This window comes from Agarivorans sp. MS3-6, assembly GCF_054112545.1.
Map to the genome: position 1 here is coordinate 3,288,599 of NZ_CM134202.1, position 24,038 is coordinate 3,312,636.

24 protein-coding genes are annotated in these 24,038 nt (G+C 44.7%); 17 read left to right on the forward strand and 7 right to left on the reverse strand.

The features are described from left to right. From ACVFI8_RS15135 to ACVFI8_RS15145, 3 genes are all read right to left on the reverse strand, one after another. Entirely contained in the window at positions 1–1,140 is a 1,140-nt protein-coding gene (locus ACVFI8_RS15135; protein ID WP_457871797.1) for a hypothetical protein, read from the reverse strand. Between the two features lie 300 nt (positions 1,141–1,440). Next, complete coding sequence (locus tag ACVFI8_RS15140) at positions 1,441–2,349, reverse strand: response regulator (protein WP_457871798.1); 909 nt, start codon at positions 2,347–2,349, stop codon at positions 1,441–1,443. After that, entirely contained in the window at positions 2,346–5,726 is a 3,381-nt protein-coding gene (locus ACVFI8_RS15145) for a hybrid sensor histidine kinase/response regulator (protein WP_457871799.1), read from the reverse strand. The genes ACVFI8_RS15140 and ACVFI8_RS15145 overlap by 4 nt, the downstream gene beginning before the upstream one ends. Before the next feature lie 307 nt (positions 5,727–6,033). Between ACVFI8_RS15145 and urtA the strand changes: the two genes are divergently transcribed. The 7 genes from urtA (at position 6,034) to ACVFI8_RS15180 (ending at position 12,603) form a co-directional block, all read left to right on the forward strand. After that, positions 6,034–7,296 carry an urea ABC transporter substrate-binding protein gene (gene urtA / locus ACVFI8_RS15150; RefSeq protein ID WP_457871800.1) on the forward strand — a complete coding sequence of 421 codons (1,263 nt, stop codon included), beginning with the start codon at positions 6,034–6,036 and terminating at the stop codon, positions 7,294–7,296. Between the two features lie 66 nt (positions 7,297–7,362). Beyond that, positions 7,363–8,289, forward strand: coding sequence for an urea ABC transporter permease subunit UrtB (urtB, locus tag ACVFI8_RS15155; RefSeq protein WP_248712737.1), 927 nt, complete (start codon positions 7,363–7,365; stop codon positions 8,287–8,289). Positions 8,290–8,301: 12 nt separating this feature from the next. Continuing rightward, positions 8,302–9,510 carry an urea ABC transporter permease subunit UrtC gene (gene urtC, locus ACVFI8_RS15160; protein ID WP_457871801.1) on the forward strand — a complete coding sequence of 403 codons (1,209 nt, stop codon included), beginning with the start codon at positions 8,302–8,304 and terminating at the stop codon, positions 9,508–9,510. After that, on the forward strand, positions 9,497–10,261 hold the full coding sequence (gene urtD / locus ACVFI8_RS15165) for an urea ABC transporter ATP-binding protein UrtD (RefSeq protein ID WP_457871802.1): 765 nt from the start codon (positions 9,497–9,499) through the stop codon (positions 10,259–10,261). Before urtC ends, urtD begins: the two co-directional genes overlap by 14 nt. 11 nt (positions 10,262–10,272) lie before the next feature. Beyond that, positions 10,273–10,962 carry an urea ABC transporter ATP-binding subunit UrtE gene (gene urtE, locus ACVFI8_RS15170; protein WP_248712734.1) on the forward strand — a complete coding sequence of 230 codons (690 nt, stop codon included), beginning with the start codon at positions 10,273–10,275 and terminating at the stop codon, positions 10,960–10,962. A gap of 39 nt (positions 10,963–11,001) precedes the next feature. Continuing rightward, complete coding sequence (fmdA, locus tag ACVFI8_RS15175; protein WP_248712733.1) at positions 11,002–12,237, forward strand: formamidase; 1,236 nt, start codon at positions 11,002–11,004, stop codon at positions 12,235–12,237. Between the two features lie 9 nt (positions 12,238–12,246). Next, positions 12,247–12,603: a zinc ribbon domain-containing protein gene (locus ACVFI8_RS15180; protein WP_248712732.1), complete on the forward strand. Its 357-nt coding sequence runs from the start codon at positions 12,247–12,249 to the stop codon at positions 12,601–12,603. Positions 12,604–12,656: 53 nt separating this feature from the next. Here the strand turns inward: ACVFI8_RS15180 and ACVFI8_RS15185 are convergent, their stop codons facing one another. After that, positions 12,657–13,001, reverse strand: coding sequence for a DOPA 4,5-dioxygenase family protein (locus ACVFI8_RS15185; RefSeq protein WP_248712731.1), 345 nt, complete (start codon positions 12,999–13,001; stop codon positions 12,657–12,659). Between the two features lie 114 nt (positions 13,002–13,115). Here ACVFI8_RS15185 and ACVFI8_RS15190 point away from each other — a divergent pair, with 114 nt between their 5' ends. Further along, positions 13,116–13,325, forward strand: coding sequence for a ribosome alternative rescue factor ArfA (locus ACVFI8_RS15190; RefSeq protein WP_248712730.1), 210 nt, complete (start codon positions 13,116–13,118; stop codon positions 13,323–13,325). Here ACVFI8_RS15190 and yjjG read toward each other — a convergent pair. Beyond that, a complete protein-coding gene (gene yjjG, locus ACVFI8_RS15195; RefSeq protein WP_248712729.1) occupies positions 13,322–13,999 on the reverse strand; it encodes a pyrimidine 5'-nucleotidase in 678 nt (225 codons plus the stop codon). The genes ACVFI8_RS15190 and yjjG overlap by 4 nt on opposite strands. A gap of 301 nt (positions 14,000–14,300) precedes the next feature. On the opposite strand from yjjG, the gene rpsP reads away from it, so the two are divergent. Genes rpsP through rplS form a run of 4 tightly spaced genes read left to right on the forward strand, consistent with a single transcriptional unit; the run spans position 14,301 to position 16,264 of the window. Continuing rightward, the gene (gene rpsP / locus ACVFI8_RS15200) at positions 14,301–14,546 is read left to right on the forward strand and encodes a 30S ribosomal protein S16 (protein WP_248712728.1); all 246 of its coding nucleotides are present in this window, start codon (positions 14,301–14,303) and stop codon (positions 14,544–14,546) included. Positions 14,547–14,570: 24 nt separating this feature from the next. Continuing rightward, complete coding sequence (gene rimM, locus ACVFI8_RS15205; protein ID WP_248712727.1) at positions 14,571–15,101, forward strand: ribosome maturation factor RimM; 531 nt, start codon at positions 14,571–14,573, stop codon at positions 15,099–15,101. Between the two features lie 8 nt (positions 15,102–15,109). Next, positions 15,110–15,883: a tRNA (guanosine(37)-N1)-methyltransferase TrmD gene (trmD, locus tag ACVFI8_RS15210; protein WP_457871803.1), complete on the forward strand. Its 774-nt coding sequence runs from the start codon at positions 15,110–15,112 to the stop codon at positions 15,881–15,883. Positions 15,884–15,910: 27 nt separating this feature from the next. Further along, the gene (gene rplS, locus ACVFI8_RS15215; RefSeq protein ID WP_248712726.1) at positions 15,911–16,264 is read left to right on the forward strand and encodes a 50S ribosomal protein L19; all 354 of its coding nucleotides are present in this window, start codon (positions 15,911–15,913) and stop codon (positions 16,262–16,264) included. Between the two features lie 62 nt (positions 16,265–16,326). Here rplS and ACVFI8_RS15220 read toward each other — a convergent pair whose 3' ends face one another. Together ACVFI8_RS15220 and mutH are read right to left on the reverse strand one after the other, a co-directional pair. Further along, positions 16,327–16,650, reverse strand: coding sequence for an isoamylase early set domain-containing protein (locus ACVFI8_RS15220; RefSeq protein ID WP_248712725.1), 324 nt, complete (start codon positions 16,648–16,650; stop codon positions 16,327–16,329). 97 nt (positions 16,651–16,747) lie between these two features. Further along, complete coding sequence (gene mutH / locus ACVFI8_RS15225; RefSeq protein ID WP_248712724.1) at positions 16,748–17,416, reverse strand: DNA mismatch repair endonuclease MutH; 669 nt, start codon at positions 17,414–17,416, stop codon at positions 16,748–16,750. 639 nt (positions 17,417–18,055) lie between these two features. Here mutH and rppH point away from each other — a divergent pair. The 5 genes from rppH (at position 18,056) to nhaA (ending at position 24,027) form a co-directional block, all read left to right on the forward strand. Next, positions 18,056–18,595, forward strand: coding sequence for an RNA pyrophosphohydrolase (gene rppH / locus ACVFI8_RS15230; RefSeq protein WP_248712723.1), 540 nt, complete (start codon positions 18,056–18,058; stop codon positions 18,593–18,595). Positions 18,596–18,598: 3 nt separating this feature from the next. After that, the gene (gene ptsP, locus ACVFI8_RS15235) at positions 18,599–20,866 is read left to right on the forward strand and encodes a phosphoenolpyruvate--protein phosphotransferase (RefSeq protein WP_457871804.1); all 2,268 of its coding nucleotides are present in this window, start codon (positions 18,599–18,601) and stop codon (positions 20,864–20,866) included. 85 nt (positions 20,867–20,951) lie between these two features. Next, positions 20,952–21,758, forward strand: coding sequence for a prolipoprotein diacylglyceryl transferase (gene lgt / locus ACVFI8_RS15240; protein WP_371923138.1), 807 nt, complete (start codon positions 20,952–20,954; stop codon positions 21,756–21,758). Continuing rightward, a complete protein-coding gene (locus tag ACVFI8_RS15245; RefSeq protein WP_248712720.1) occupies positions 21,755–22,606 on the forward strand; it encodes a thymidylate synthase in 852 nt (283 codons plus the stop codon). The genes lgt and ACVFI8_RS15245 overlap by 4 nt, the downstream gene beginning before the upstream one ends. 194 nt (positions 22,607–22,800) lie before the next feature. Next, entirely contained in the window at positions 22,801–24,027 is a 1,227-nt protein-coding gene (gene nhaA / locus ACVFI8_RS15250) for a Na+/H+ antiporter NhaA (RefSeq protein WP_248712719.1), read from the forward strand. Positions 24,028–24,038: the final 11 nt, after the last annotated feature.

Sequence of the window (24,038 nt, forward strand, 5' to 3'; positions counted from 1 at the left end):
TTAATGCCGTATAACCATTTGTTTAAGTTTGTGGGCATACCCATGTAAAATGAGTTCATCAAATTGGTTTGCAAGCTCCCGTAGTTGGAAGTTTCGTTTTATATGTTCTAAAGCCTTAATCATTACGGTGTCGTTAATGGCTTTGGCTTGCTCTATATTTTCTTCTAAAAATTGCAAGTCGTGCACATTGTAGAGCTTTAAGCCGCTGAGTTTCTGCTTAACCATTTGGTCGGTGAGAGTGGGGAAGGTGTCGGTGTGAATGCCTAAAGTGCGAAGGCTGCTCATGGTTCGTAGGCATTTTTCGCATTCGCCGCAATTGTAGCCATCATCGTGCCAACATACTCGCAAAATGGCCAAGTAATCGGGGTCATTGGCTAAGGTTTTTAATTTATCAATTCTACGAGTATTCGCACCATGATGGATAATGTGGGTATGCTGGTTACTCCAGAGACGATCGGTAATATAGTTTGACCCTTCAGGTATGTTGTTTTGATAGGTTAAGCCTGCCGCAATAAAACACTTCTTAACGCCAAGCGCTAAGGCAATGCTAGATAAACCACCGCCAAAACATACCCCCCAATTAAGTTTGTTTTTATAGCCTAAAAATCTCACATTGGTTTCACAAGGGATCAGTTGCTTGCCTTGTTTTGCTAGGTATTGTTTATTGCAGGCGAATGCTTGTTGGTAAAGCGCATCGCTGTTGAGTTGCATGTCGATACCTTTAGCAAACAGTAAGTAGTCTATCTCTTGTTGTTTTTGCTTGTAGGTGTAGGTGCCATCGATTCCTCCTGAGAAGAAAGAGACCGTATCGTTGCATGTATTGACTTGTTCGCAGGGAGTGCCGCCAATAATGTTTACGGGGTATAAGCGATGGCCTAGATAGGGTTGCCAATGACTAAAAATGCGTTGTAGTTGCTCTAAATTCTCGACAAGTTTGGGAGAATAGTAGGCGCTACTTTCTAGCTCGATGTCTTGATTGTTCGCCATGCTAATCAATAAACTGGCAGCGATGAAGGGGTCGGCACTGTTGGTGAGCGGCACGTTTTCTGGAAACTTATACCACAAGTCAAAGCCGTTACAGTTTGCGCGTAAAATGGAGTAGCCCGAATGCTGCTCTGTGCGAATGGAAGAAATCTTCATGAAGCCCCCTTGCTTAACTGTAAAGCCTAGTGCTTTTAAAGAAAGTTACCAATCTGTTAGCCGAAAAGCCGCGTTAAGGAGGAAAATAAAGTGTTATCAGAGTCTGTTGTTGTTTACAGCTGTCAGGTGATTTTAATCGTCAATCACAAAATATAAATGTCTTCCTTGGTCATCGGCTTTCTTTAGGCGTTAAGAGGTGTGGATTGCTGGGGGCGACAAACCAATGCTGAACCACAGCAATGATTAACAAAAGACATGTTAATCATTATTGGGCAGCAGTGGCAGATTACGACGCAGTGCTTATATATCGTTTAAATAGGCTAAGCAGACCGCGGTGGCACTGGTTCGGTTTTCTACAGCAAGCTTTTGGAACACCGGTTCAAGGTGCTTGTTTACGGTGCGCGGACTCATGGTCAGTATTTGGGCAATTTCTCGATTGGTTTTGCCTTGGGCTAACCAAAATACCACTTCAGACTCTCGCTCGGTTAAGTTAAACCGTTGCCGCAGTGAATCGCGAATGCTCTGTTCGTCGTTATCGACTAAGCGTAATAGATGTTCACCGGGTGACGATTGTCCCAAGTAACGCACTTGCAGAGGCTTAGATATTTTTTTTACAGATAAGAGGCTGTGCTTTTCGGGGGCGTGAGTGAGCCATTGCCTCAGTTGTTGGCAAACTATGTCGGCAGTTTCGCTTGCTTCAAAGTCAACTGAAGAGAGGATTAGTTTGGCCTTCGAACTCGTCCAAATCACTTGCCCTTTGCTACTGAAGGTAAACGTAGCTTGACCCATTTCATCTAGGGCTCCATGGGCACTGCGTGTTAGCCGGGCATTGTGTAAATGCACGGTTATCCGGGCAAACAGCTCATCGAGTTTTATCGGTTTGTGAATATAGTCGACGCCGCCAGATTCTAGGCCTTTGATCACCGACTCGCTGTCGCTCAAACCGGTCATGAACATTACCGGTATATCACTAGAATCACTGTTTTTCTTCAGTAATTGGCAGGCTTCAAAACCGTCCATGTTAGGCATTAATGCGTCCATCAGAATTAAATCTGGATTAATCCGTTGGGTAATATTTAAGGCTTGTTGTCCGTCCATGGCAACCAGTACGGTGTAACCTTGTTCGATTAAGGCGGTGTTTAACATGCCTAAAGATTCGGCAGCGTCGTCGACGACTAAAATAATACCTTTTGAATCTGTTGTACTCATACGGCTAGTACCTTCTTACAAAAATTCTCGATGTTGGTGACGTTATACTGGGCTAAATCTTTTCTTAGCTCGCTGGTAATGTTGACCGCTGTTGAGTCTTGTTCCAGAACATCAAGCAGCTTATCGATGCCTTGAATAAAGCCCAGTTGCGCCATGTCTAATATTTCTTGTAATTGTTGGCGGTGTTGATCGCTTAGCGCAGTCTTAGAGCCTAAAGCTTGATAGTCGCTTGCTTGATGCTGTTTAACTGGGTGGTAGTTCCAGCCAATGGCTAAGGCCTTGGCTATTTTTTCTAACAGCGCATTGTCGCGTATTGGTTTTGCTAAATAGTCATCGTGAAGTGGTCGTGCGTTCGGGCTTGTACTCGGTCCTAACTGAGGTGCTTCGGTCGCATCGGCAGAAACCATAATAATGGGGGTGTTTATTCCCTGTTCACGTAATTTTTCGAGCAGTTGCCAACCATTCATTCCTGGCATGGATATATCAAGTAAAAATAAATCAATGGTTGATTTATCAAGGGTGTTTAAGCAGGCATGAGCGTCGGTCGCCTCGAGCACCACAAAGCCTAAGGGGGAGAGTATTTCGGCCACTAGGCCGCGATGGTTAGGGTCGTCATCCACGACCATTACTGTTTTACTGGAACCATTAATTGAACTAATTCTGGCTTGAGCGGGAGGCTGACAGGTGTCTTTGTCAATGCTAGACAGCATTAAGCTTAATTTGAAGCAACTGCCTTCACCCGGCGTGCTGCTTAAGCTGATATTTCCTCCCATGATGTCAGTGAGCAGTTGGGTGATAGTTAGCCCAAGCCCAGTGCCTGGTAATTGCGGCAAACCGGGTTTACGGACCCGTTCAAAAGGCTTGAAGATCCTATTTTCATCTTCTTGTTCAATGCCCACTCCGCTATCTTGGATAACAAATTCGGCTACTTGGCTACGATAGCCAACACTGAGCGATACACCACCTTGTTGAGTAAACTTCACCGCATTAGAGAGTAAATTTATGAGTATTTGGCGCAGGTGAGTTTCATCAGCGACTACCCAGTGGGGTAAAAATGGGCTTGGCGTATAGCTGAAACTAATGCCTTTTTCCTGAGCTTGCAGGCTAAACATATCGACCAGGTCGTCAATTAACTCGCCAATGGCCACTTGGTCGCGTTGTAGCTCCAATCGGCCCGCTTCAATACGTGATATGTCTAGCAAGCCTTCAATGATGTCGGCTAAGTGCTCGCCACTGCGTTTTATTAGCGATATTTTTGCCGCATGCTCGCTGGATAGCCCGGCTGCTTTTTCTAGTAGCTGGGCATACCCTAATATTGAGTTGAGTGGCGTTCTCAGTTCATGGCTAATACCTGTGAGGTAACGGCTTTTCGCTTGGTTAGCTGATTCAGCAGTATCCTTGGCTTGCTGCAGGGCTTTATCGGTGGCTTCATGGGCCGATATCTCGTGACTCAGCAGTTTAGTTTGGCGCATCGACTCATCTAACGCGAACTGACGGCTGTCGTTAGCTAAAACAAATAGCCACACTAATACCCCAACAATAATCATCAATAAAAAGAATACTTGGCTGAGGGTTGCCGAAATGGCTGCTTTGGTGGTGAGGTCTGTAATAGGAATGCGCAAATAGACTAAGTAAAACAAACCGGCAATCAGTGTGGCTATCAGCCCTAATAGTCCAGAGAATTGTAGTAGCCGGGTATTCATTAAAGACGACACCGCCTTAGGAAGAATAAGCGCCATGAATTGACTGAGTTGCTCACCAAATCGGGCTTTTTCTTTGCACTGATCATGGCAGCGGGCATCCAAGGTGCAGCACAATGAACAGATGGCGCCACCATAAGCGGGGCAACTGGCTAAATCTTCAATCTCGAATTGATTTTGGCATACCGTACATTCGCCTTGGTGTTTAAATTGCAGGCTTGATTCTCGTGCAATGTAGTAGCGACCCTTGGTGGCAATGGCGATCAGTGGCGAGCAGATAAATGCCACCGAGAGGCCGATAAAAGGCGACAAAGCCTGAGCGGTTTCACCTAGGTTTCCGGTATAGCAAACAATGCCAAAAAATGAGGCAATAATCATCGAACCCACCCCCACTGGATTTATGTCGTAGAGGTGTGCACGTTTAAATTCTATGTGCTTGGGGCTATAGCCAAGCGGTTTGTTAATCACTAAATCGGCGACCAGTGCACCTACCCAAGCGACCGCTACATTTGAATAAATTCCTAGTATGTCTTCGATAGCAGAGTAGATCCCCAGCTCCATAATCAGCAAGGCGATGATCACGTTAAAGACTAACCAAACCACTCGGCCGGGGTGGCTATGGGTTAGGCGAGAAAAAAAGTTAGACCAAGCAATAGACCCAGCATAGGCGTTAGTAACATTAATTTTGAGCTGGCAAACCAACACAAATATCCCCGCTAACGACAGAGCAACGATCGGTGATTGGGTCACATAGGAAAAAGCGACTTGGTACATTTGAATAGGATCGCCCGCCACGTCGGCACCCACACCGGCATTAATGGCCAACACCACTAAAAATGAACCCAAGAGTATTTTTATTGCCCCTACGATTATCCAACCAGGGCCTGCACTAAGTAGCGCTACCCACCAGCACGCGCGGTGTTTTTGTTTCTTCTCAGGCATGAACCTTAGGAAGTCGACTTGTTCGCCAATTTGCGCCATCAAGGAGAATAAGACACCTGAGGCTGCACCAAACAAATGCAAATCAAACTGGCCTGGCGAAGCCTCTTGGTGACCTTGGTATTGCAACCAGTTGTCTATTGCGCTTGATTCGTGCCACAGAATAAATATAAAAGGGGCAATCTGCAGAACTAACCATAGCGGTTGGCTCCATAGTTGAAAGCGGCTAATGAAGGTGATCCCATGGGTGACTAAAGGGATCACTACAATAGCGCTGATCAGGTAACCAATACTTAAGGGGATGCCAAATAACAACTCAAGAGCAGAGGCCATGATCGCCGCTTCAATAGCAAAAAATATGAAGGTAAACGAGGCATAAATAAGCGAAGTAATAGTAGAGCCAATATAGCCGAAACCTGCACCACGAGTGAGCAGATCAATATCTACCCCGTAACGCGCCGCATAGTATGAAATTGGTACACCACAGAAAAAGATGATGGCGGATACCACCAGTATCGCCGCGATAGCGTTATTAAAACCAAAGTTGAGCATCAGTGCGCCACCAATGGCTTCTAATGCGAGGAACGAGATAGCGCCTAAGGCGGTATTGGACACTCGGGCTACCGACCATTGCCGCGCACTTTTAGCGGTGAACCTAAGCGCATAATCTTCTAGCGTTTGGTTTGCCACCCAGCGGTTATAGTTTCTCCGTGCTTTGAATACGTGCTGGTCTTTCATCCTTGAAATGCCTTTTCAATGGTTGCCTAGTTACCTTAAGCATTAATCAGGCCGTTGCTACCTGTCTATAATGTTAAAAATGTTATCAAATCAGTTGCTTACGAGATTTTTTATTATCTTTATTATCACTAATTAGTCTTTGCATTAATGGATATCTGACACTAAAGCAATCTCTCCGATTCTGGTATGCGTCAAATGACGTAGGGCGCTAGAGCAATTGGCTCATTTTGCTAGGCGTTTAAGTTTTGCATGATGGTAATCACCAAGTACGGACACTTTGTCTTACAACCTCAGTAGGGATACCACTATGCAAAAACTCAACAAATCAGGCTTAAGCAATTCGCTGCGCCGCCAAATTTTAAAGGGAATGATGGCATTGCCTGCTGCCATGCTGGTTTCGCAGCTCAGTTTTGCGGCTGCTTTAAGTACTGCAGAAGTGAATACCACCGGACTAGCAGTGACTGACGATACCGTTAAAGTGGGTATCCTGCACTCGGTAACCGGCACCATGGCGATTAGTGAAACAGGCTCGGTGCAAGCAGAAATGTTAGCCATTGAGCAAATCAACGCAATGGGAGGCGTGTTAGGCCGTCAGATTGAATATGTGCAAGAAGATGGCGCCAGTGATTGGCCGACCTTTGCTGAAAAATCTAAAAAATTGTTAGTTAAAGACAAGGCCGCAGCCGTTTTTGGTTGTTGGACATCAGCCTCTCGTAAAGCGGTATTACCCGTGTTTGAACAGTATAACGGTATGTTGTACTACCCGACTTTTTATGAAGGTTTGGAGCAATCACCTAACGTTATTTACACCGGCCAAGAAGCTACTCAGCAAATTATTGCAGGTATTGATTGGGTAACAAAAACCAAAGGCGCAAAAAGTTTCTTCCTACTGGGCTCTGATTATATTTGGCCACGTACCTCTAACAAAATTGCCCGCAAGCATATTGAAAAATTGGGTTTGAAAGTCGTGGGCGAAGAGTACTACCCGCTTGGACATACCCAGTTTAACTCGGTAATTAACAAAATTAAGCTGAAAAAACCTGATGTGATTTACGCCATTGTAGTGGGGGGGTCTAACGTTGCCTTCTACAAGCAGCTTAAAGCCGCAGGCATTGACATGACTAAGGAAAAACCACTGGTACTCACCATTTCAGTGACTGAAGACGAAATCTTAGGTATTGGCGGTGAAAACATCCAAGGTGCTTACGCAGCGATGAAGTACTTCCAAAGCTTAACTAACCAAAATAACGAAGAGTTCGTAGCTGCCTTTAAGAAACGTTGGGGCGACGACATTGTGATTGGTGATGTAACTCAAGCGGCTTACTTAGGCCCTTGGTTATGGAAGGCAGCAGTAGAAAAAGCCGGTTCATTCGACATTGATAAAGTACGCGCAGCGTCTCCTGGTTTAGAGTTAAAAACCGCTCCAGAAGGTTACGTACGAGTACATGAAAACCATCACTTATGGTCAAAAACTCGAATTGGCCACGCTAAAGCCGATGGTCAGTACGAAATCGTCTATGAAACTGAAGAACTGATTGAGCCTAATCCATTCCCGAAAGGTTACCAATAAGCAATCGTAGTGGCCTGCACTCGCAGGCCACGCTCTCTTTTCGCTTAATTTCATGAGGGATTTGAAATGTTTGCCGATTATACCAGTACAGAGCTTACCGCTATTTTTGCTATGCAGGGATTTGCCGGTCTTATCTTGTTTTCTGTTTTTGTTCTTATGGCGTTAGGGCTTGCCATCATATTCGGCCAAATGGGTGTGATAAACATGGCGCATGGCGAGTTTATGATATTAGGCGCCTATATCACCTACTTATGCTCTCAATTATTTAGTAATTATATGCCCGGTTTGTTTGATGGTTACTTTTTTGTAGCCATGATTTTGGCCTTCTTTGTCACCGGAGCCTTAGGAGCGCTGGTTGAATGGGCAATGATTCGCCACCTTTACAAACGCCCATTAGATACCTTACTAGCCACCTGGGGTTTGAGCCTCATTCTACAGCAGCTTTATCGTACCGTATTTGGCGCGCGTGAAGTTGGCGTAAGCCTACCGGATTGGTTGATGGGGTCGTACGCCATTACAGACATTATCGAAGTGCCAATAAACGGCATATTTGTGATGGGACTAACCATTGTTATTACCTTTGGCGTTTACCTGTTAATGCAAAAGTCACGCTTAGGTAAACAAACTCGTGCAGTTGTGCAAAACCGCGCAATGGCCGGGGCTGTCGGAATTAATACCGAACGTGTAGACCGCTATACCTTTGCGCTAGGTTGTGGCATCGCTGGGGTGGCCGGTTCTGCTTTCACCATGGTGGGGTCGACCGGACCAACTGCTGGCCAGCTATACATTGTGGATACTTTCTTAGTGGTGGTATTTGGCGGTGCATCTAGTTTATTAGGCACCGTAGCGTCAGCGTTCACCATTTCTCAGGCGCAATCCACCATGGAGTTTTTCCTCAGTGGTTCTATGGCCAAAGTACTGACCTTGTTAACCGTTGTGGGCATCTTAATGTTGCGCCCTCAGGGTTTGTTCTCATTAAAAATACGTCGATAGGGAGAGCTATTTATGTTGTTAACTCAAATACGTGCCCAATCAAATAAAGTGCTCGCCAGTAATGACCTTTGGAAGTACTTGCTATTAGCGGCGACCCTGTTTGTGGTGCTGCCATTAGCCTTAGATATATTTCGTTTAAACCTCATCGGCAAATACCTTACTTACGCATTTGTCGCCTTAGGCCTAGTGCTATGTTGGGGCTGTGGCGGAATTTTAAGCCTAGGACAAGGGGTATTCTTTGGCCTAGGTGGTTATTGCATGGCAATGTTTCTTAAATTAGAAGCCTCTAGCCCTGAAGCTACTGCGATTCAGTCTACACCGGGTATTCCTGATTTCATGGATTGGAACCAGCTAAGCGAACTGCCGTGGTTTTGGCAGCCATTCCATAGCTTCGGTTTTACCCTGTTCGCGGTGATTGCAGTGCCCGTTATATTTGCCTTTATTATTGGTATTGCGATGTTTACCCGTCGCGTTGGCGGTGTATATTTTGCAATTATTACCCAGGCCATCGCTGCCATTTTGACTATCTTGATTATTGGTCAGCAAGGGTATACCGGTGGTGTTAATGGTATTACCGATTTACGTACCCTGATGGGCTGGGACATTCGTAGTGAGTCTGCCCAATACATATTGTATTTCATTAACGCTTGTTTGCTGTTCACCTGCTTGTTTATTGGGCTGTACGTTAAGAAATGTAAGTTAGGCCGTTTACTGGTCGCCATGCGTGAGAAAGAAGATCGGGTAAGGTTCTCTGGTTATAACGTGGCAAGCTTCAAAATTTTCATCTTTTGTTTAGCTGCTGCCTTTTCGGCAATTGGCGGTGCCATGTTCACCTTACAAGTGGGCTTTATGTCGCCATCATTTGTTGGGATTGTACCATCCATTGAAATGGTCATCTTCTGTGCGGTCGGTGGGCGCTTATCACTACTGGGAGCCATTTACGGCACCTTAGTGGTTAATTTAGCCAAGACCAGCTTTTCTGAATCCTTTCCTGAGCTGTGGCTATTTGCCATGGGAGCCTTGTTTATTGGCGTAGTGATGGCTTTTCCTGATGGCTTAGCCGGACTTTATCAAACCTACATTCAACCTTGGTTTAAGCACTTCATTAATCGCGACAAAGTGGGGTTGAAACCGCCTACAGCGACCTTGGATGCAACACCACCTGCGCCAAGTGCTGAACCCGCTTCAACCACGGGGAGTTATCAAAATGCCTCAGCCTAAACAAAAAACCAATAGTAAAGATTTTGTATTGAGTATTGAAGATCTCACTGTGTCTTTCGACGGATTTAAAGCGGTAGACAATCTGTCTTTATATGTTGAGGAGCAAGAGATTAGAGTAATTATTGGGCCCAATGGTGCCGGTAAAACAACAGTACTGGATTTGATCTGTGGTCGAACTAAAGCAACCACTGGCTCAATAAAATTTAAGCAAAAAGAGCTAACCAAGCTTAAAGAACACCAAATTGTTCATGCAGGAGTAGGGCGCAAATTTCAAACCCCGTCTATTTACGAAGACTTGAGTGTGTTTGAAAACCTAGAAATTTCTTACCCCAAAGGGCGTAACGTCTGGGGCGCATTAACCTTTGTGCGTGACCAAGCAGTCAAAGACAAAGTGCTTGAGATTGCTGAAATGGTGTTTCTTAGTGACAAGTTACACGAGTCGGCCGATTTACTCAGCCACGGTCAAAAACAGTGGTTAGAGATAGGCATGTTGCTGATTCAAGACCCTGAACTATTGATGTTAGACGAACCGGTTGCGGGGATGTCGGTGGCCGAGCGCAAACAAACCGCCTCATTATTGCAGCGTATTACTAAAGACCGTTCGGTATTGGTGATAGAGCACGATATGCAATTTGTTGAAGACATTGCTGATCGGGTAACGGTATTACACCAAGGCAAGGTGTTGTCTGAAGGCTCGATGCAGCGGGTGAAGAACGACCCTAAAGTGGTCGAAGTTTACCTAGGACATTAAGGAGAGAGTGAATGCTTGAAATAACTGATTACCACGTGGCCTATGGCCAAAGTGAAGTGATATCGGGGATGAACTTTAGCCTAGAAAAGAACGAAATCGTGGCGATTTTGGGGCGCAATGGCATGGGTAAAACTACCTTGATGAAATCGCTAATTGGCATGATTGGCAGCCGAAGTGGCGAAGTGAAGCTAGATGGTAAGGAACTGAGTGGCCAAAAAAGTCATCAGCGAGTGGCCTCTGGCTTGGGCTTTGTGCCCCAGGGGCGGATGATTTTTTCTACCATGACGGTGCAAGAGAATATCGAAACGGGGTTAACCAGTGTTGGTAAAAGCAGTGTGCCCGATGACCTTTACAGCATCTTTCCGGTGTTATGGGAAATGCGCCATCGACGCGGTGGCAATTTGTCTGGAGGGCAGCAGCAACAATTAGCCATAGCCCGAGCCTTGGCCAGTAACCCAAGTGTGCTGCTACTGGATGAACCTACCGAAGGTATCCAACCCTCCATTATCAAGGACATGGCCAAAACCCTTAAACAAATTCGCGATCAGCGTGGGCTATCGATAGTGGTGTCTGAGCAGGTATTAAGTTTTGCGCTTGATGTTGCAGATCGCATTGTAGTGATAGAGAAAGGCAAAATTGTGCACGACGTAAAGCGTGACGAAGTAGATGAGCAACAAGTTGCCGCCTATTTGTCTGTGTAACGGGCTATTAGGCGTAGTTTATATTCAAGGAGAATAATCATGGCAGAAACAATAATTAAAGTGGACTTAAAACAATCGGCATACGATAACGAAAAATTGCATAATCGTTGGCATCCCGATATTCCTATGGCGGCTACAGTAAAGCCGGGCGATGACTTTATTCTGGAGTGTATCGACTGGACTGGTGGCCAAATCAAAAACAATGATGACGCTTCGGATGTGCGCGATGTTGATTTATCTCAAGTACACTTTTTAACTGGACCTGTCGGTGTAGAAGGGGCAGAACCCGGTGATTTGTTAGTGGTTGATATACTAGATATTGGCACGTTTGATGATTCACAGTGGGGCTTTAATGGCTTCTTTTCTAAACAAAATGGTGGCGGGTTTTTAGATGAACACTTCCCCGAAGCGCAAAAGTCGATTTGGGACTTTAACGGCATGTTTACCAAGTCTAGGCATATCCCTGGGGTAGAGTTTGCAGGCTTGATACACCCCGGTCTGATTGGCTGTTTGCCCGACAAAAAAATGTTGGATGAATGGAATCGCCGCGAAAAAGAGTTATTTGATACCAATCCTGAGCGGGTGCCAATGTTAGCCGCCTTGCCTTATGCGCCTACTGCTCACATGGGACAAATGAAGCCTGATGAGGCTAAAGTAGCGGCCGAAGAAGGCGCTAGAACCGTGCCACCACGTGAACACGGCGGCAACTGTGACATTAAAGACTTATCGCGCGGTTCGAAAATCTATTTCCCTGTTTATGTTAAAGATGCGGGCTTGTCTGTAGGCGATTTACACTTTAGCCAAGGCGACGGCGAGATCACCTTCTGTGGTGCAATTGAAATGGCCGGATGGATCCATTTACGCGTTAATTTAATTAAAGATGGCATGTCCAAGTACGCGATTAAAAATCCCATTTTCAAACCGAGTCCAATTACTCCGCGTTACGACGATTACTTGATCTTTGAAGGTATCTCAGTGGATGAACATGGCAAACAGCATTATTTGGATGCCAACGTGGCTTATCGACAAGCGTGTTTGAATGCCATTGAATACCTCAAAAAGTTTGGTTACAGCGGAGCGCAAGCCTACTCATTGTTGGGAACCGCGCCAGTGCAAGGGCATCTTAGTGGGGTAGTCGATGTGCCGAACTCCTGTGCCACTTTATGGTTACCTACCGACATATTTGAGTTTGATATTAAACCCAATGCTGATGGTCCCACTAAATACTTAGATGGCAGCATCGATATGCCCTTAGCGCCAGACCTAGATAAGTAAGGAGCACTTATGCCTGTTTATGACTATAAATGTGCCGATCATGGTTTGTTCTATGAACTGGCGGCGATGGACGACAGCGCTAAGCCGGCCGAATGTCCGCAGTGTGCGGCCCTTTGTGCACGAGTGATTGTTCTACCGCCATCAGTATTAGATATGGCGGCAGAAACTAAACAAGCCATCGAGCGCAATGAAAAAGCACGTCACGAGCCGCAGCACTCTACCAGTGATACTCGGGCAGAGAATGCTGAGAAGCTTAAGAAAGGGTGCGGTTGTACTCATACCAAGCGAGGTGGGTCTAAGCTGCTCTATACGGCTAGCGGTGAGAAGATGTTCCCATCAATGCGACCTTGGATGATTAGCCACTAGAACAGTAGGTCGTCGTATACAAAAGTAGGCCTTGGCCTACTTTTTTTATGGCCTTATTTAAACATGGCTAAGTTAAGCGGCACGGCTTCACCCAACCAATAAGCGTGCTCGGTGTGGTCTTTTAAATCATCACCGGTTTGACCATGTACCAATATAGTCAAACCTTGTCGCTGGGCATCTAAGTAAGCAATTAGCCTATCAAAGTGCTGGTGGTTGAAGCTGATTTGGCAGCTCCAGCGCGGGTGAGGCCCCACTTCAGTTTGGTGTAGACGGCCTATTTTTAATTTGAACCGATCTGCTACTTCGAGACATAGGTGTTGAGCTATGTTGAGCGTATTTGCGTCATAGTAAATATGCGCGTGGTAATGTTGGTAAAGGTTCTGGGGGTAAGTATTCACTTTAGGAGCTCCTAGCAGGGCAGTGATAGAGCGTTCGCTTTTTTGTGTGGTTGATTTATACTAGCGAGCATTAATGGCCATAGGGGCCGTTTGATAGTCATTATGAGGGGTTTTATGGCTAAGAAACAAGTCACACCGTCGGTGCTGGTGCATGACCATGGTCGCGGACAAATTAACGACAACGCGATAAAAGCTTTGGTCACCAGTTCGCTGTTTAAAAGCAAAGTGGAACGGCCGAAAAAAGGTAAAGGTTCATATAATAGAAAGGGGCATAAGCTGAAGGGCAATGCCCCTTTCGACATCTTGGCGTTCAGATTTATTTAAACGCCTGTTAATAGGCTTTGTAGCTGTTTAAGTGAACTCACTTCATGATGAGGCTCGATTCCTTCAGGTTTGGCTTGCCCATGGCGATTCAGCCAGCAAGTATCAATACCCGCGTTAATCCCACCTTGAATATCCGAATGCGGATTATCACCGACCATTAAAATAGCGTCTTTTGCAGGATATTGCATGTGCTTAAAAGCATGCTCAAAAATCGCTACATGTGGCTTAGCAACACCGACTTGTTCTGATATTACCAGCGGGAAGAAATAATCTTTTAAGCCTGTGCGCTCCAAGCGAATGGTTTGTAAGGCAGTAAAACCGTTAGTGATAATGCCCATATTCACCTTTCCTAATAAGGCGTCTACCAAATCTTTGGCTCCCGGTAGCAGGCGACATATTTCGGCCATAGCGCTTAAAAATGCACTGTTTAATTGCTGAGGGTGAATATTTAACTTGCGAGCCCAATGGCTAAAGCGTTGTTGTTGTAGGTCAGTGGCCGAAATTTTACCCGCTTGATAGTCAACCCAAAGCGGTAAATTTTTGGTTTGGTAAACATGATAGTCTTGCTCACTAAAGTCGACGTTATAACGAGAAAACATTAATTTGAGCCCCGCAAAGGCGTCAAAATCAAACAATGTCTCGTCAGCATCAAACAGTACCCATTGATACCTCATCTAACCCTACCTAAGTGTATGTATAAGAAGCCTATCATGGTGGGGCAAGCGATGAAGCTTGTCAAAGTGACTTAATCGTTATCTGGTATTAAGGCATTGGCGATTAGGCTCTTTCTGTTTAACTAAATGTTTGACCTTATTATTGTTGAGTCTCGAGTTCTGACTGACACCTTGCTTGGTGAGCAATTGAACTCGCTTGTAGCGCTTGCAATTAACCAAGAAAGGAGTACAATTCCGCGGCTTCAATTAGCGGGGATCCCATTTAGGGACCTTACATTTTATAAACTAGTATGAGGACGATATGGTTACCATTCGTTTGCAACGTGGCGGCGCAAAAAAGCGTCCATTCTATCAAGTAGTTGTTACTGATAGCCGTAATTCACGTGACGGTCGCTTCATTGAAAAATTAGGTTTTTTCAATCCGATAGCTCGTGGTCAAGAAGAGCGTATTCGCTTGGAACAAGACCGCATTGATCACTGGGTTAGCCAAGGCGCTGCGGTTTCTAACCGTGTAGCTAAGCTAATCAAAGACTCTAAAGCAGCATAATTCAGTTTTTTTGGTGGAGTTAAGATGAGCAATACAGAACAGCCCATCGTTATAGGTCGCTTAGGTGCCGTATACGGTATTAAAGGTTGGCTTAAAGTTAACTCGTTCACTGAAGACGCAGAAGCTGTATTTAACTATCAGCCTTGGTTGATAGGTCGTTCTGGCGAATATACTTCAATTGAAGTGACAGAATGGCGGCGACACAGCAAATCTTTCATCGTTAAGCTTGCGGGCTTTGATGTAAGAGAACAAGCTCAAAGTTTGACCGGAATGGATATTGCGGCTTTGCCGGACGTTCTACCGGAGCTGGCTGATGATGAATATTACTGGCGTGATCTAATGAACATGCAAGTGGTTAATCGCAGTGGCTATAACTTCGGACATGTAACCGATTTAATGGAAACAGGTTCTAATGATGTCTTGGTTGTGAAAGCCAATTTGAAAGATGCCTTTGGCAAAAAGGAACGGTTAATTCCGTTCATAGAGTCTCAGATAATTGATAACGTCGATCGCGAGTCTCAAACTATTACTGTTGATTGGGATCCTAGTTTTTAGGTTCCTTTATGGCTGAACAGAGACCACAATTGTGGGTGGGAATAGTCAGTCTATTTCCTGAAATGTTTAATGCTATAAGCGAGTATGGTGTAACTGGGCGTGCGGTAAAACGCGGCTTAATAAAGATTGAGTGTTGGAATCCTCGTGATTTCACTCATGATCGTCACCGTACGGTGGACGACCGGCCTTACGGCGGTGGCCCTGGTATGTTAATGATGGTGCAGCCCTTACGGGATGCTATTCATGCTGCCAAACAGGCTGCTGGTGATGGGGTTAAGGTGATTTACATGTCACCGCAAGGGCGTACCTTGAAGCAAGATGGAGTAATGGAGTTAGCTCAACAGCAAAAGCTGATTATAGTTGCTGGTCGCTATGAAGGCATTGATGAACGCTTGATTCAAGCTGAAGTTGATGAAGAATGGTCGATTGGGGATTATGTGTTAAGTGGTGGTGAGCTGCCAGCAATGAATATGATAGACGCCGTCTCACGGTTAATTCCGGGAGTTCTGGGGGATAAAGCTTCAGCTGAGCAGGATTCATTCTCTGATGGATTATTGGATTGTCCACACTATACTCGTCCAGAGGTTTTGGATGGGCAAGCAGTGCCCCAGGTATTGCTAAGTGGTAACCATAAAAAAATCGATGAATGGCGCTATAAACAGGCACTTGGGCGAACCTACTTGAGGCGACCGGAGTTATTGGAGAATCTAGCTCTGACTGACAAGCAAGAAAAGATTCTTGCTGAGTTCATCCAAGAGCAAACGCCCTTGGATAATAAATAAAGATTCAGTTAATTCTAGGAAATAGTAATGAGCAATATCATTAAACAGCTCGAAGAAGAGCAATTGAAGCAAGACGTACCTGCGTTCGCCCCTGGTGACACAGTAGTCGTTCAAGTTAAAGTAAAAGAAGGTAACCGTGAGCGTTTACAAGCGTTTGAAGGTGTAGTAATTGCTAAGCGTAACCGCGGTTTACACTCTGCATTTACTGTACGTAAAATCTCAAACGGTGAAGGCGTTGAGCGTGCATTCCAAACTCACAGCCCGATAGTTGACAGCATTACTGTTAAGCGTCGTGGTGACGTTCGACGTGCTAAGCTTTACTACTTGCGTGAACTTTCTGGTAAGAAAGCACGTATTAAAGAAAAGTTGGCGACTAAATAAGTCTACTTCTTCGAGAATAAAAAGCCCGCTAATGCGGGCTTTTTTTATGTTCGTTAAAAGGTTTAGGCGACAACTTGTAATACTGAGTTTTCGCCATCAACACCATTGGCTTCGTAACTGTCGGCCACCCAGTCATTATCGTAAGCTTCTGTACCATCACTTAGGCATAACTTGTATTTGAACTGGTAACTGGTCTGCTGGTCGGTTGGCACGTTTACTACCACCTTGAACTTACCGTTTTTTAGTTTGGTTAGTTCGATAGGCTCCCATTGATTAAACTCTGCCAGCAAGAAAATTTGCTGAGCGTCTTGGCTGGCTACTTTTTCAATTTCAAAGGTAACTTTTACTTCAGGCTTCGATTTAAGATACTGTTTTTTTAACGGCATGGTGTCTCCTCCCAGAGATATTGTAAATCCGTATACAATGTGACCAAGTTGATTCTTTCAAAAAAGTGAGAGCTAGGTCAACTGTTGATTAATATTTTTACAGTTGAAAGTGCTGCTTAAGTATCTGCCCAGTGAAAATGGTTTTTAGATAATAACCCCTTGGTAGTGTTTCAATTAGCCCTCCATTGGGGCCTATTGCAGCAGTGCGAGCCTTGTTATTAGCGGCCTTAGGACGTAATTGCAGTACTTGTCCGTGGCGGGCTGTTATTTGATCTATTTGGCCAAAAGTGATCATTTCCATCAATTCTTCCCAATCTGATCGGAGCAGTTGCTCTTGCTCGACATTTGGGCTCCATAGGATCGGATTTGCCACAATGCGTTGATCGATAGGGATCTCTCGCTCCGCTAATATTGGGATCCACAATACCCGCGAAAGCTTATTGTATACATTGCTGTTGTGCCAAGTTAACCCTGCAACATTGGTGAGGGGGGTAATACATACATAGGTGCTTTCTAGTGGCTTGCCCTTTGAGTCAATAGGGATTGTTTTCAGCTCTATGCCTAGTTCAGGAAAATCTTGAATAGGTTTACTGCCAGCGCTTGCGCCTAAGCACCATTCAATCAGTTGACCTCCCCAGCCTTTTTCGCGCTTAAAATCAGCGGGCACCTTAAAGCCTTGTTGTTGCGCTAGTTCTCCTAGAGTTAATCCAGCTAAAGATTGCGCGCGTTGATAGAGTTCGGCTTCACTATTAGGTTTATTTGTCATGCTTAATTCAAGCTTGCTAAAAATACTATTGTATAGAAGCTAGTCAGTAATTGCAGTACCAAGAATAAAGCCTGTTTTTCTTTGTTAAGTTGTTGAATTAAATAGCTTTAGTGCTTTTTGTTCGTGGCGTTGACTTGAATGATGACAGTTATTCATGGCTATCTATGAGTTACGCACAGGTTTATGCACATAATCTTTGGATAACTATGGCTAATTGTTATTAACTTGGTTTTTATTAACAGCTAAGGCTGATTTAACTAAGAATGACGATAATTGAAACAGAATTTTAAGACTAAATGCTGTTAGTTCTAGATTGTTTGTTTTTTAAGCGTTTAAACTTATGTACAAGTCTAAGCCTGTATTATTTAATGCTAACAGTTGGTGGTTGTATTTAACCTTTTGTATTTAATAGTTTTTATTGTATTTTCCTTTGTTGGTTTTAGAGGCTTAGTTACTTGTTTGTAGTCGTTACTGGCTTTTACCCCAAGTTATCCACAGCCTTTCTCACAGATAAATCGAATAACTTCACTAAACCTTTGTTATTACAATTTAACGCCTTTGTGATTGCTGTATTTGCCGCGCTAGACGATCTGTGAAAGAATCAGTTTATCTATAGTTTTTTAGCTGAAGGTTGTTTCAGTGATTGATGGGGATGGTTATCGTCCCAACGTTGGCATCGTTATTTGTAATCAGCGTGGTCAGGTATTGTGGGCACGTCGATATGGTCAACATTCATGGCAGTTTCCTCAAGGTGGTGTAGATGAGGGTGAATCTGCTGAACAAGCGATGTATCGTGAGTTACATGAAGAGGTCGGCTTGTTGCCGCAAGATGTAAAAATTCTAGCAACAACCAGACATTGGCTACGTTATAAATTACCGAAACGCCTAATTCGTTGGGATAGTCCGCCGGTTTGTATCGGACAAAAACAAAAATGGTTTTTACTGCGTTTAGTGGGTAAAGAATCGAGTATTAAATTTGATTGTTGTGGTCATCCAGAATTTGATGATTGGCGCTGGGTAAGTTTTTGGTATCCGGTTCGGCAGGTGGTGTCGTTTAAACGCGAAGTGTATCGCAGAGCGTTAAAAGAATTTGTGAATATCGCTATGCCTTATACACGACCTGAAAGAACGCCACCAAAGGACAAAAGACGACGTTTTAAGAAACGCAAAGGAGCTTAACGAGTGCTAGGAGAGTTACGAGCCATTGTTGAACAGGTAAGCAATGCCGATACTCTCGACGGTGCTCTGGCGATCCTTGTAGAGGAAATACGTTTTACTATGCAAACTGATTGCTGCTCAGTTTATGTTACAGATGAGCAGCAACAAAACTTGGTGTTACGGGCTACCGACGGCTTAGCATTGGAAGCTGTTGGGAAAGCGTTTGTGCCGCTCGGAGAAGGCGTTGTTGGCCAGGTCGCTGTTCGCGAAGAGCCGATAAACTTAGCTGATGCTCGATTAAACCCGCATTTCAAATATCTTCCGGAAACCGCTGAAGACGGTTTTTTCTCATTTCTTGGTACTCCGATCACCCACCAGCGCAAAGTACTGGGCGTATTGGTGGTGCAACAGTCTGAAACTCGAAGTTTTGACCAAAGTGAAGAATCATTTTTAGTGACTTTAGCCGCCCATCTGGCGGGGGTGTTAGCCAATACTGATATTCAAGCAGTCCTTAGTGAACCAACTAAACACAAGTGGACTCACGCCATTAAGGCGGGATCTAGCTCTAGTGGAATTGCGATTGCTAAAGCGTGGATAAATCGCTCTACTGCTGCTTTAGAGCAACAACAAGTAGACGTGTGTGATGATATTCCCCATCAAATAGAGCGCTTCAATTCAGCGCTTATTGTCACCCGTGAAGAGTTTCATAGTCTTGCCATTAAATTGTCCGAACAATTACCTAAAGACGTAGCGTCTATTTTTGATGTTTATCAGCATATGCTCGCTGATGCGAGTTTGGCCGGCGATATTCGCAACAAAATTGAAGAAGGTTATCAGGCGGAAGGGGCTTTACGCTTAGTGATTGAACACTATGTTAAGCAGTTTCAAGAAATGAATGACCCTTATTTAAAAGAGCGTGCGGTAGATGTTAAAGATGTTGGTTTACGCTTATTACACGCTTTAGAACTTGGCCCAGATGTCGAGTTATTACCCACCGAGCCGGTTATTGTTGTGGCCGAAGAAGTCACTGCCACCATGTTTGCACAGATACCTCGGCAACTTTTAGCCGGTGTTGTGTCTCAACGGGGGGCCGCTAATTCTCATGCGGCTATTTTGGCCCGAGCCATGGGGATCCCTGCATTAATGGGGTTAAGCTTTAATGTTAATAAGCTGCGCGGTTGTGAATTAGTGTTGGATGGGTATTCAGGTGAGTTGTTTGTTGAACCTGAACAAATCATTAAAGATGAATACACTGCTCTATTAGTGCAAGAAAGCGAAATTAATAGTTTAGTGCAGCTGGATTTAGATAAGCCTGCAATAACGAAAGATGGTTTACGGCTTGAGTTGTTAATTAATGCAGGGCTAAGTGCAGATAGCGATATTGCAATAAATGCCGGGGCTGATGGCGTGGGGTTGTATCGCACAGAAGTGCCTTTTTTAATGCAAGATCGTTTCCCTTCTGAAGAAGAACAATTTGTTCGCTATCGCGATATATTGAGCCGTTACCAAGGGAAAGATGTTTGTATGCGAACCCTGGATGTTGGGGGCGACAAGCAATTACCTTATTTTCCTATTGTTGAAGAGAATCCTTTTTTAGGCTGGCGTGGGATTAGACTGACACTTGATCATCCAGAAATATTTTTAGTGCAAGCCCGAGCAATGTATCGCTCATCCATTGAGTGCGGTAATTTGTCGATCATGTTACCGATGATTAGTTGCCTAAATGAAGTTGACGAAGCGTCTCGTTTATTGGAGCAAGCTTGGGCAGAAGTTGTTGAAGAATTGCAGCTGAAAGAGCCCCCGATTAGACCTAAACACGGGGTAATGCTGGAAGTGCCTTCAGTATTATTTTTGTTACCAGAGTTAGCCCAACGGGTCGATTTTTGGTCGGTAGGTAGTAACGACTTAACTCAATATTTATTGGCTGTAGATCGTAATAATACTCGGGTCGCTGAGCTATTTGATACTTTTCACCCGGCCGTGGTTAGGGCGCTTAACCAAATCATTGAGCAAGCTAATGTATATAATACACCGGTTAGCTTTTGTGGAGAGTTGGCTGGCGATCCGGTTGGGGTTCTATTGGTCATTGCGTTGGGGTATCGTCGCTTGAGTATGAGTAGCTTCAATTTAGCAAAAATCAAATACATTATTCGTCATATAGAACATAGCGATTTGTTTGATATGAAGGAAAAAATCCTTCAATGTCAAAGCGGTTCGGCTATTTATACTTTGTTATATGAGTATTTAGAACAACAACAAATGTCACAGTTAGTACGTGTTAGTAAACATTAACCTTCTTAGCATGCGTGAAAGCTTGTTTCATGGCGTAATTCGCTGCAAAATGCCCATTCTTTTTAATTCTTAAATAGAGCAATTTATCGTGTCTACACCTTTGCAATTCCCTGAGATTGACCCGATCGCTATTAGCATCGGTCCATTAGACATACGCTGGTACGGTTTAATGTACTTATTCGGCTTTCTATTTGCGATGTGGCTGGGTAATCGTATGGCCGATAAACCCGGCAGCGGTTGGACGCGTGCTGAAGTCAGTGACTTATTGTTCTATGGTTTTGTGGGAGTGATTATCGGCGGCAGAGTCGGTTATGTGATGTTTTACCAATTCCCTCAATTTTTAGATAATCCTTTATATTTATTTAAGATTTGGACTGGCGGAATGTCTTTCCATGGCGGCTTGTTAGGTGTGATTACCGCGATGCTGTGGTTTGCTCGCCATACTAAACGGCACTTCTTTACGGTGGCGGATTTCATTGCTCCCCTGATCCCCTTTGGCTTAGCCACTGGTCGCTTGGGCAACTTTATGAATGGCGAGTTATGGGGGCGGGCCACCGATATGCCTTGGGGGATGATTTTCCCTACAGGCGGTGCGGTAGTTAGACACCCTTCGCAACTGTACGAAGTGGTTTTGGAAGGGGTTGTACTACTGATTATTTTGCTGGCTTACGCAAAACGTAAACCGCCGATGGGGGCTATTTCAGGCGCGTTTTTGTTAGGTTATGGTAGCTTCCGATTTATTATCGAATTCTTCCGTGAGCCAGACAGCCATTTAGGTTTGTTGAGTTTAGGCATGAGCATGGGGCAGATTTTGTCATTGCCGATGATCATATTCGGAGCCTTGTTTATCGCATGGGCTTACCGTCGCAACACCACAGAGAGTAAAGCATGAAACAGTATTTAGATCTTTGTCAGCGAATCGTGGACCAAGGTACCTGGATCGAAAATGAACGTACCGGCAAACGTTGCTTAACCGTTATTAATGCTGATTTAGAATACGATGTGGCGAATAATGAGTTTCCGTTGGTCACCACGCGGAAGAGTTATTGGAAAGCGGCTATCGCAGAGTTACTGGGCTATATTCGAGGCTTGGATAACGCGGCTGATTTTAAAGCCTTAGGAACACCAACATGGTTAGCTAATGCTAATGAAAATGAAGCATGGTTAAACAACCCCGCGCGTAAAGGCGATAACGATATGGGGCGTGTTTATGGTGTTCAAGGGCGGGGGTGGCGCAAGCCAGAAGGTGGTACTGTAGACCAACTTAAAAAGATTGTGGATGACTTATCAAATGGCATTGATGACCGTGGTGAGATTTTGTCATTCTATAATCCCGGTGAATTTCATTTAGGCTGCTTACGCCCTTGTATGCATACCCATACTTTTTCGTTGTTGGGTGATACTTTGTACCTTACTTCGTCTCAGCGCTCGTGTGACGTGCCGCTTGGCCAAAACTTTAATCAGATCCAAGTGTTTACATTTTTGGCTTTGATGGCTCAGATTACCGGGCATAAACCTGGTAAGGCTTACCATAAAATTGTGAATGCACATATCTACGAAGATCAGCTTCAGCTAATGAAGGATGTTCAGTTAAAACGTGAACCTTTTGCTGCCCCCAAATTGCATATAAACCCCGATATAAAGTCGCTGAAGGACTTGGAGACATGGGTCACATTAGATGATTTTGAAGTGACGGATTATCAATTTCACGACCCTATCGCTTACCCCTTCTCGGTGTAGCCCCTTTTAAATCGCAGCTGAGTTATTTGTTAACTCAGCGATGTCTACTTCTCAGTTTTTCTGTTAACCAATGGTTAAACTGTTGTTTTTCTACCTTATCATCGGAAATTCCGATGGTAAGCGTAGCTACAAGTGAATATCTTTCATTACATCACTGAGTAAAATACTTAGTTCATTTTACTCAGTGAGCTGTTATGAAATCATTTATTGATCGTTTTCTTCGAATGGAAGCTGCCGGCGGCATATTATTAATGCTTGCTGCTGTGGTGGCTTTGTTTATGGCCAACAGCGCTTGGTTATCTCCAGCCTATTTTGCTTTTCTAGATACGCCTTTTCAGGTGCGTATTGCTGAACTCGATATTAATAAGCCATTGTTGTTATGGATTAACGACGGCTTAATGGCCATTTTCTTCTTGGTCATTGGCTTGGAAGTTAAGCGCGAAATGGTTGAGGGGGCACTCTCTTCGAAAGAGAGGGCTTTGTTACCGGTAGTTGCTGCTGTTGGTGGCATGGTTGTCCCTGCTGCTGTATACCTTCTGTTTAATATTGGGGATGCGGAACTCGCCAAAGGCTGGGCAATTCCTGCTGCTACAGATATTGCTTTTGCACTGGGAGTCATGGCTTTATTAGGTAAGCGTGTGCCTGCCAGCTTGAAAGTATTCTTATTGGCATTGGCTATTGCTGATGACTTGGGAGTTATCGTGGTTATCGCCTTATTCTACACCAGCGAAGTCGCGATTATGCCGTTGGTGTGGGCTGTTGCGGCAACGCTAGGTTTGTGGATGCTAAATAGGCGTGGCCACGCAGGCTTAAGCGCCTATATGTTGCTTGGCCTAGTGCTGTGGGTTGCGGTACTTAAATCTGGGGTACACGCTACCTTAGCCGGTGTGATTGTAGGCTTTATGATTCCAATTAAGGCAAGCACCGGTGGCTCTCCCTTGAAGAAGTTAGAGCATGCTTTACACCCCGCCTCGAGCTTCTTCATTGTGCCTATTTTCGCGTTTGCCAATGCGGGAGTGCCGCTGGCAGGTATTAGCTTAGAAAGCTTTCAAAGCCCGCTTGCTTTAGGTGTTATCCTTGGCCTGCTGGTTGGTAAACCTCTAGGTATTTACACTTGCAGTCGCTTAGCGATTCGCGCGGGTTGGGCTAAGCTGCCAGAGGGCGCGAATAATACCCAATTACTCGCCACTTCTATGTTGTGTGGTATTGGCTTTACGATGTCTATTTTTATCTCTTCACTTGCCTTTGCTGGCCAAACTGATTTGATAGGGCTATCGCGTTTAGCTATATTGGCTGGGTCGGTTACTGCAGCGTTGCTTGGCTATGGTTTATTGCATTGGTCAACCCGTGAAGAAGCCGCCAAGTTGGCTAGTAGTCAGTCGGGAGAAAACAACAAATCTCTCAGTGCGTCTTCCGTTTAGATTCGTGAAGG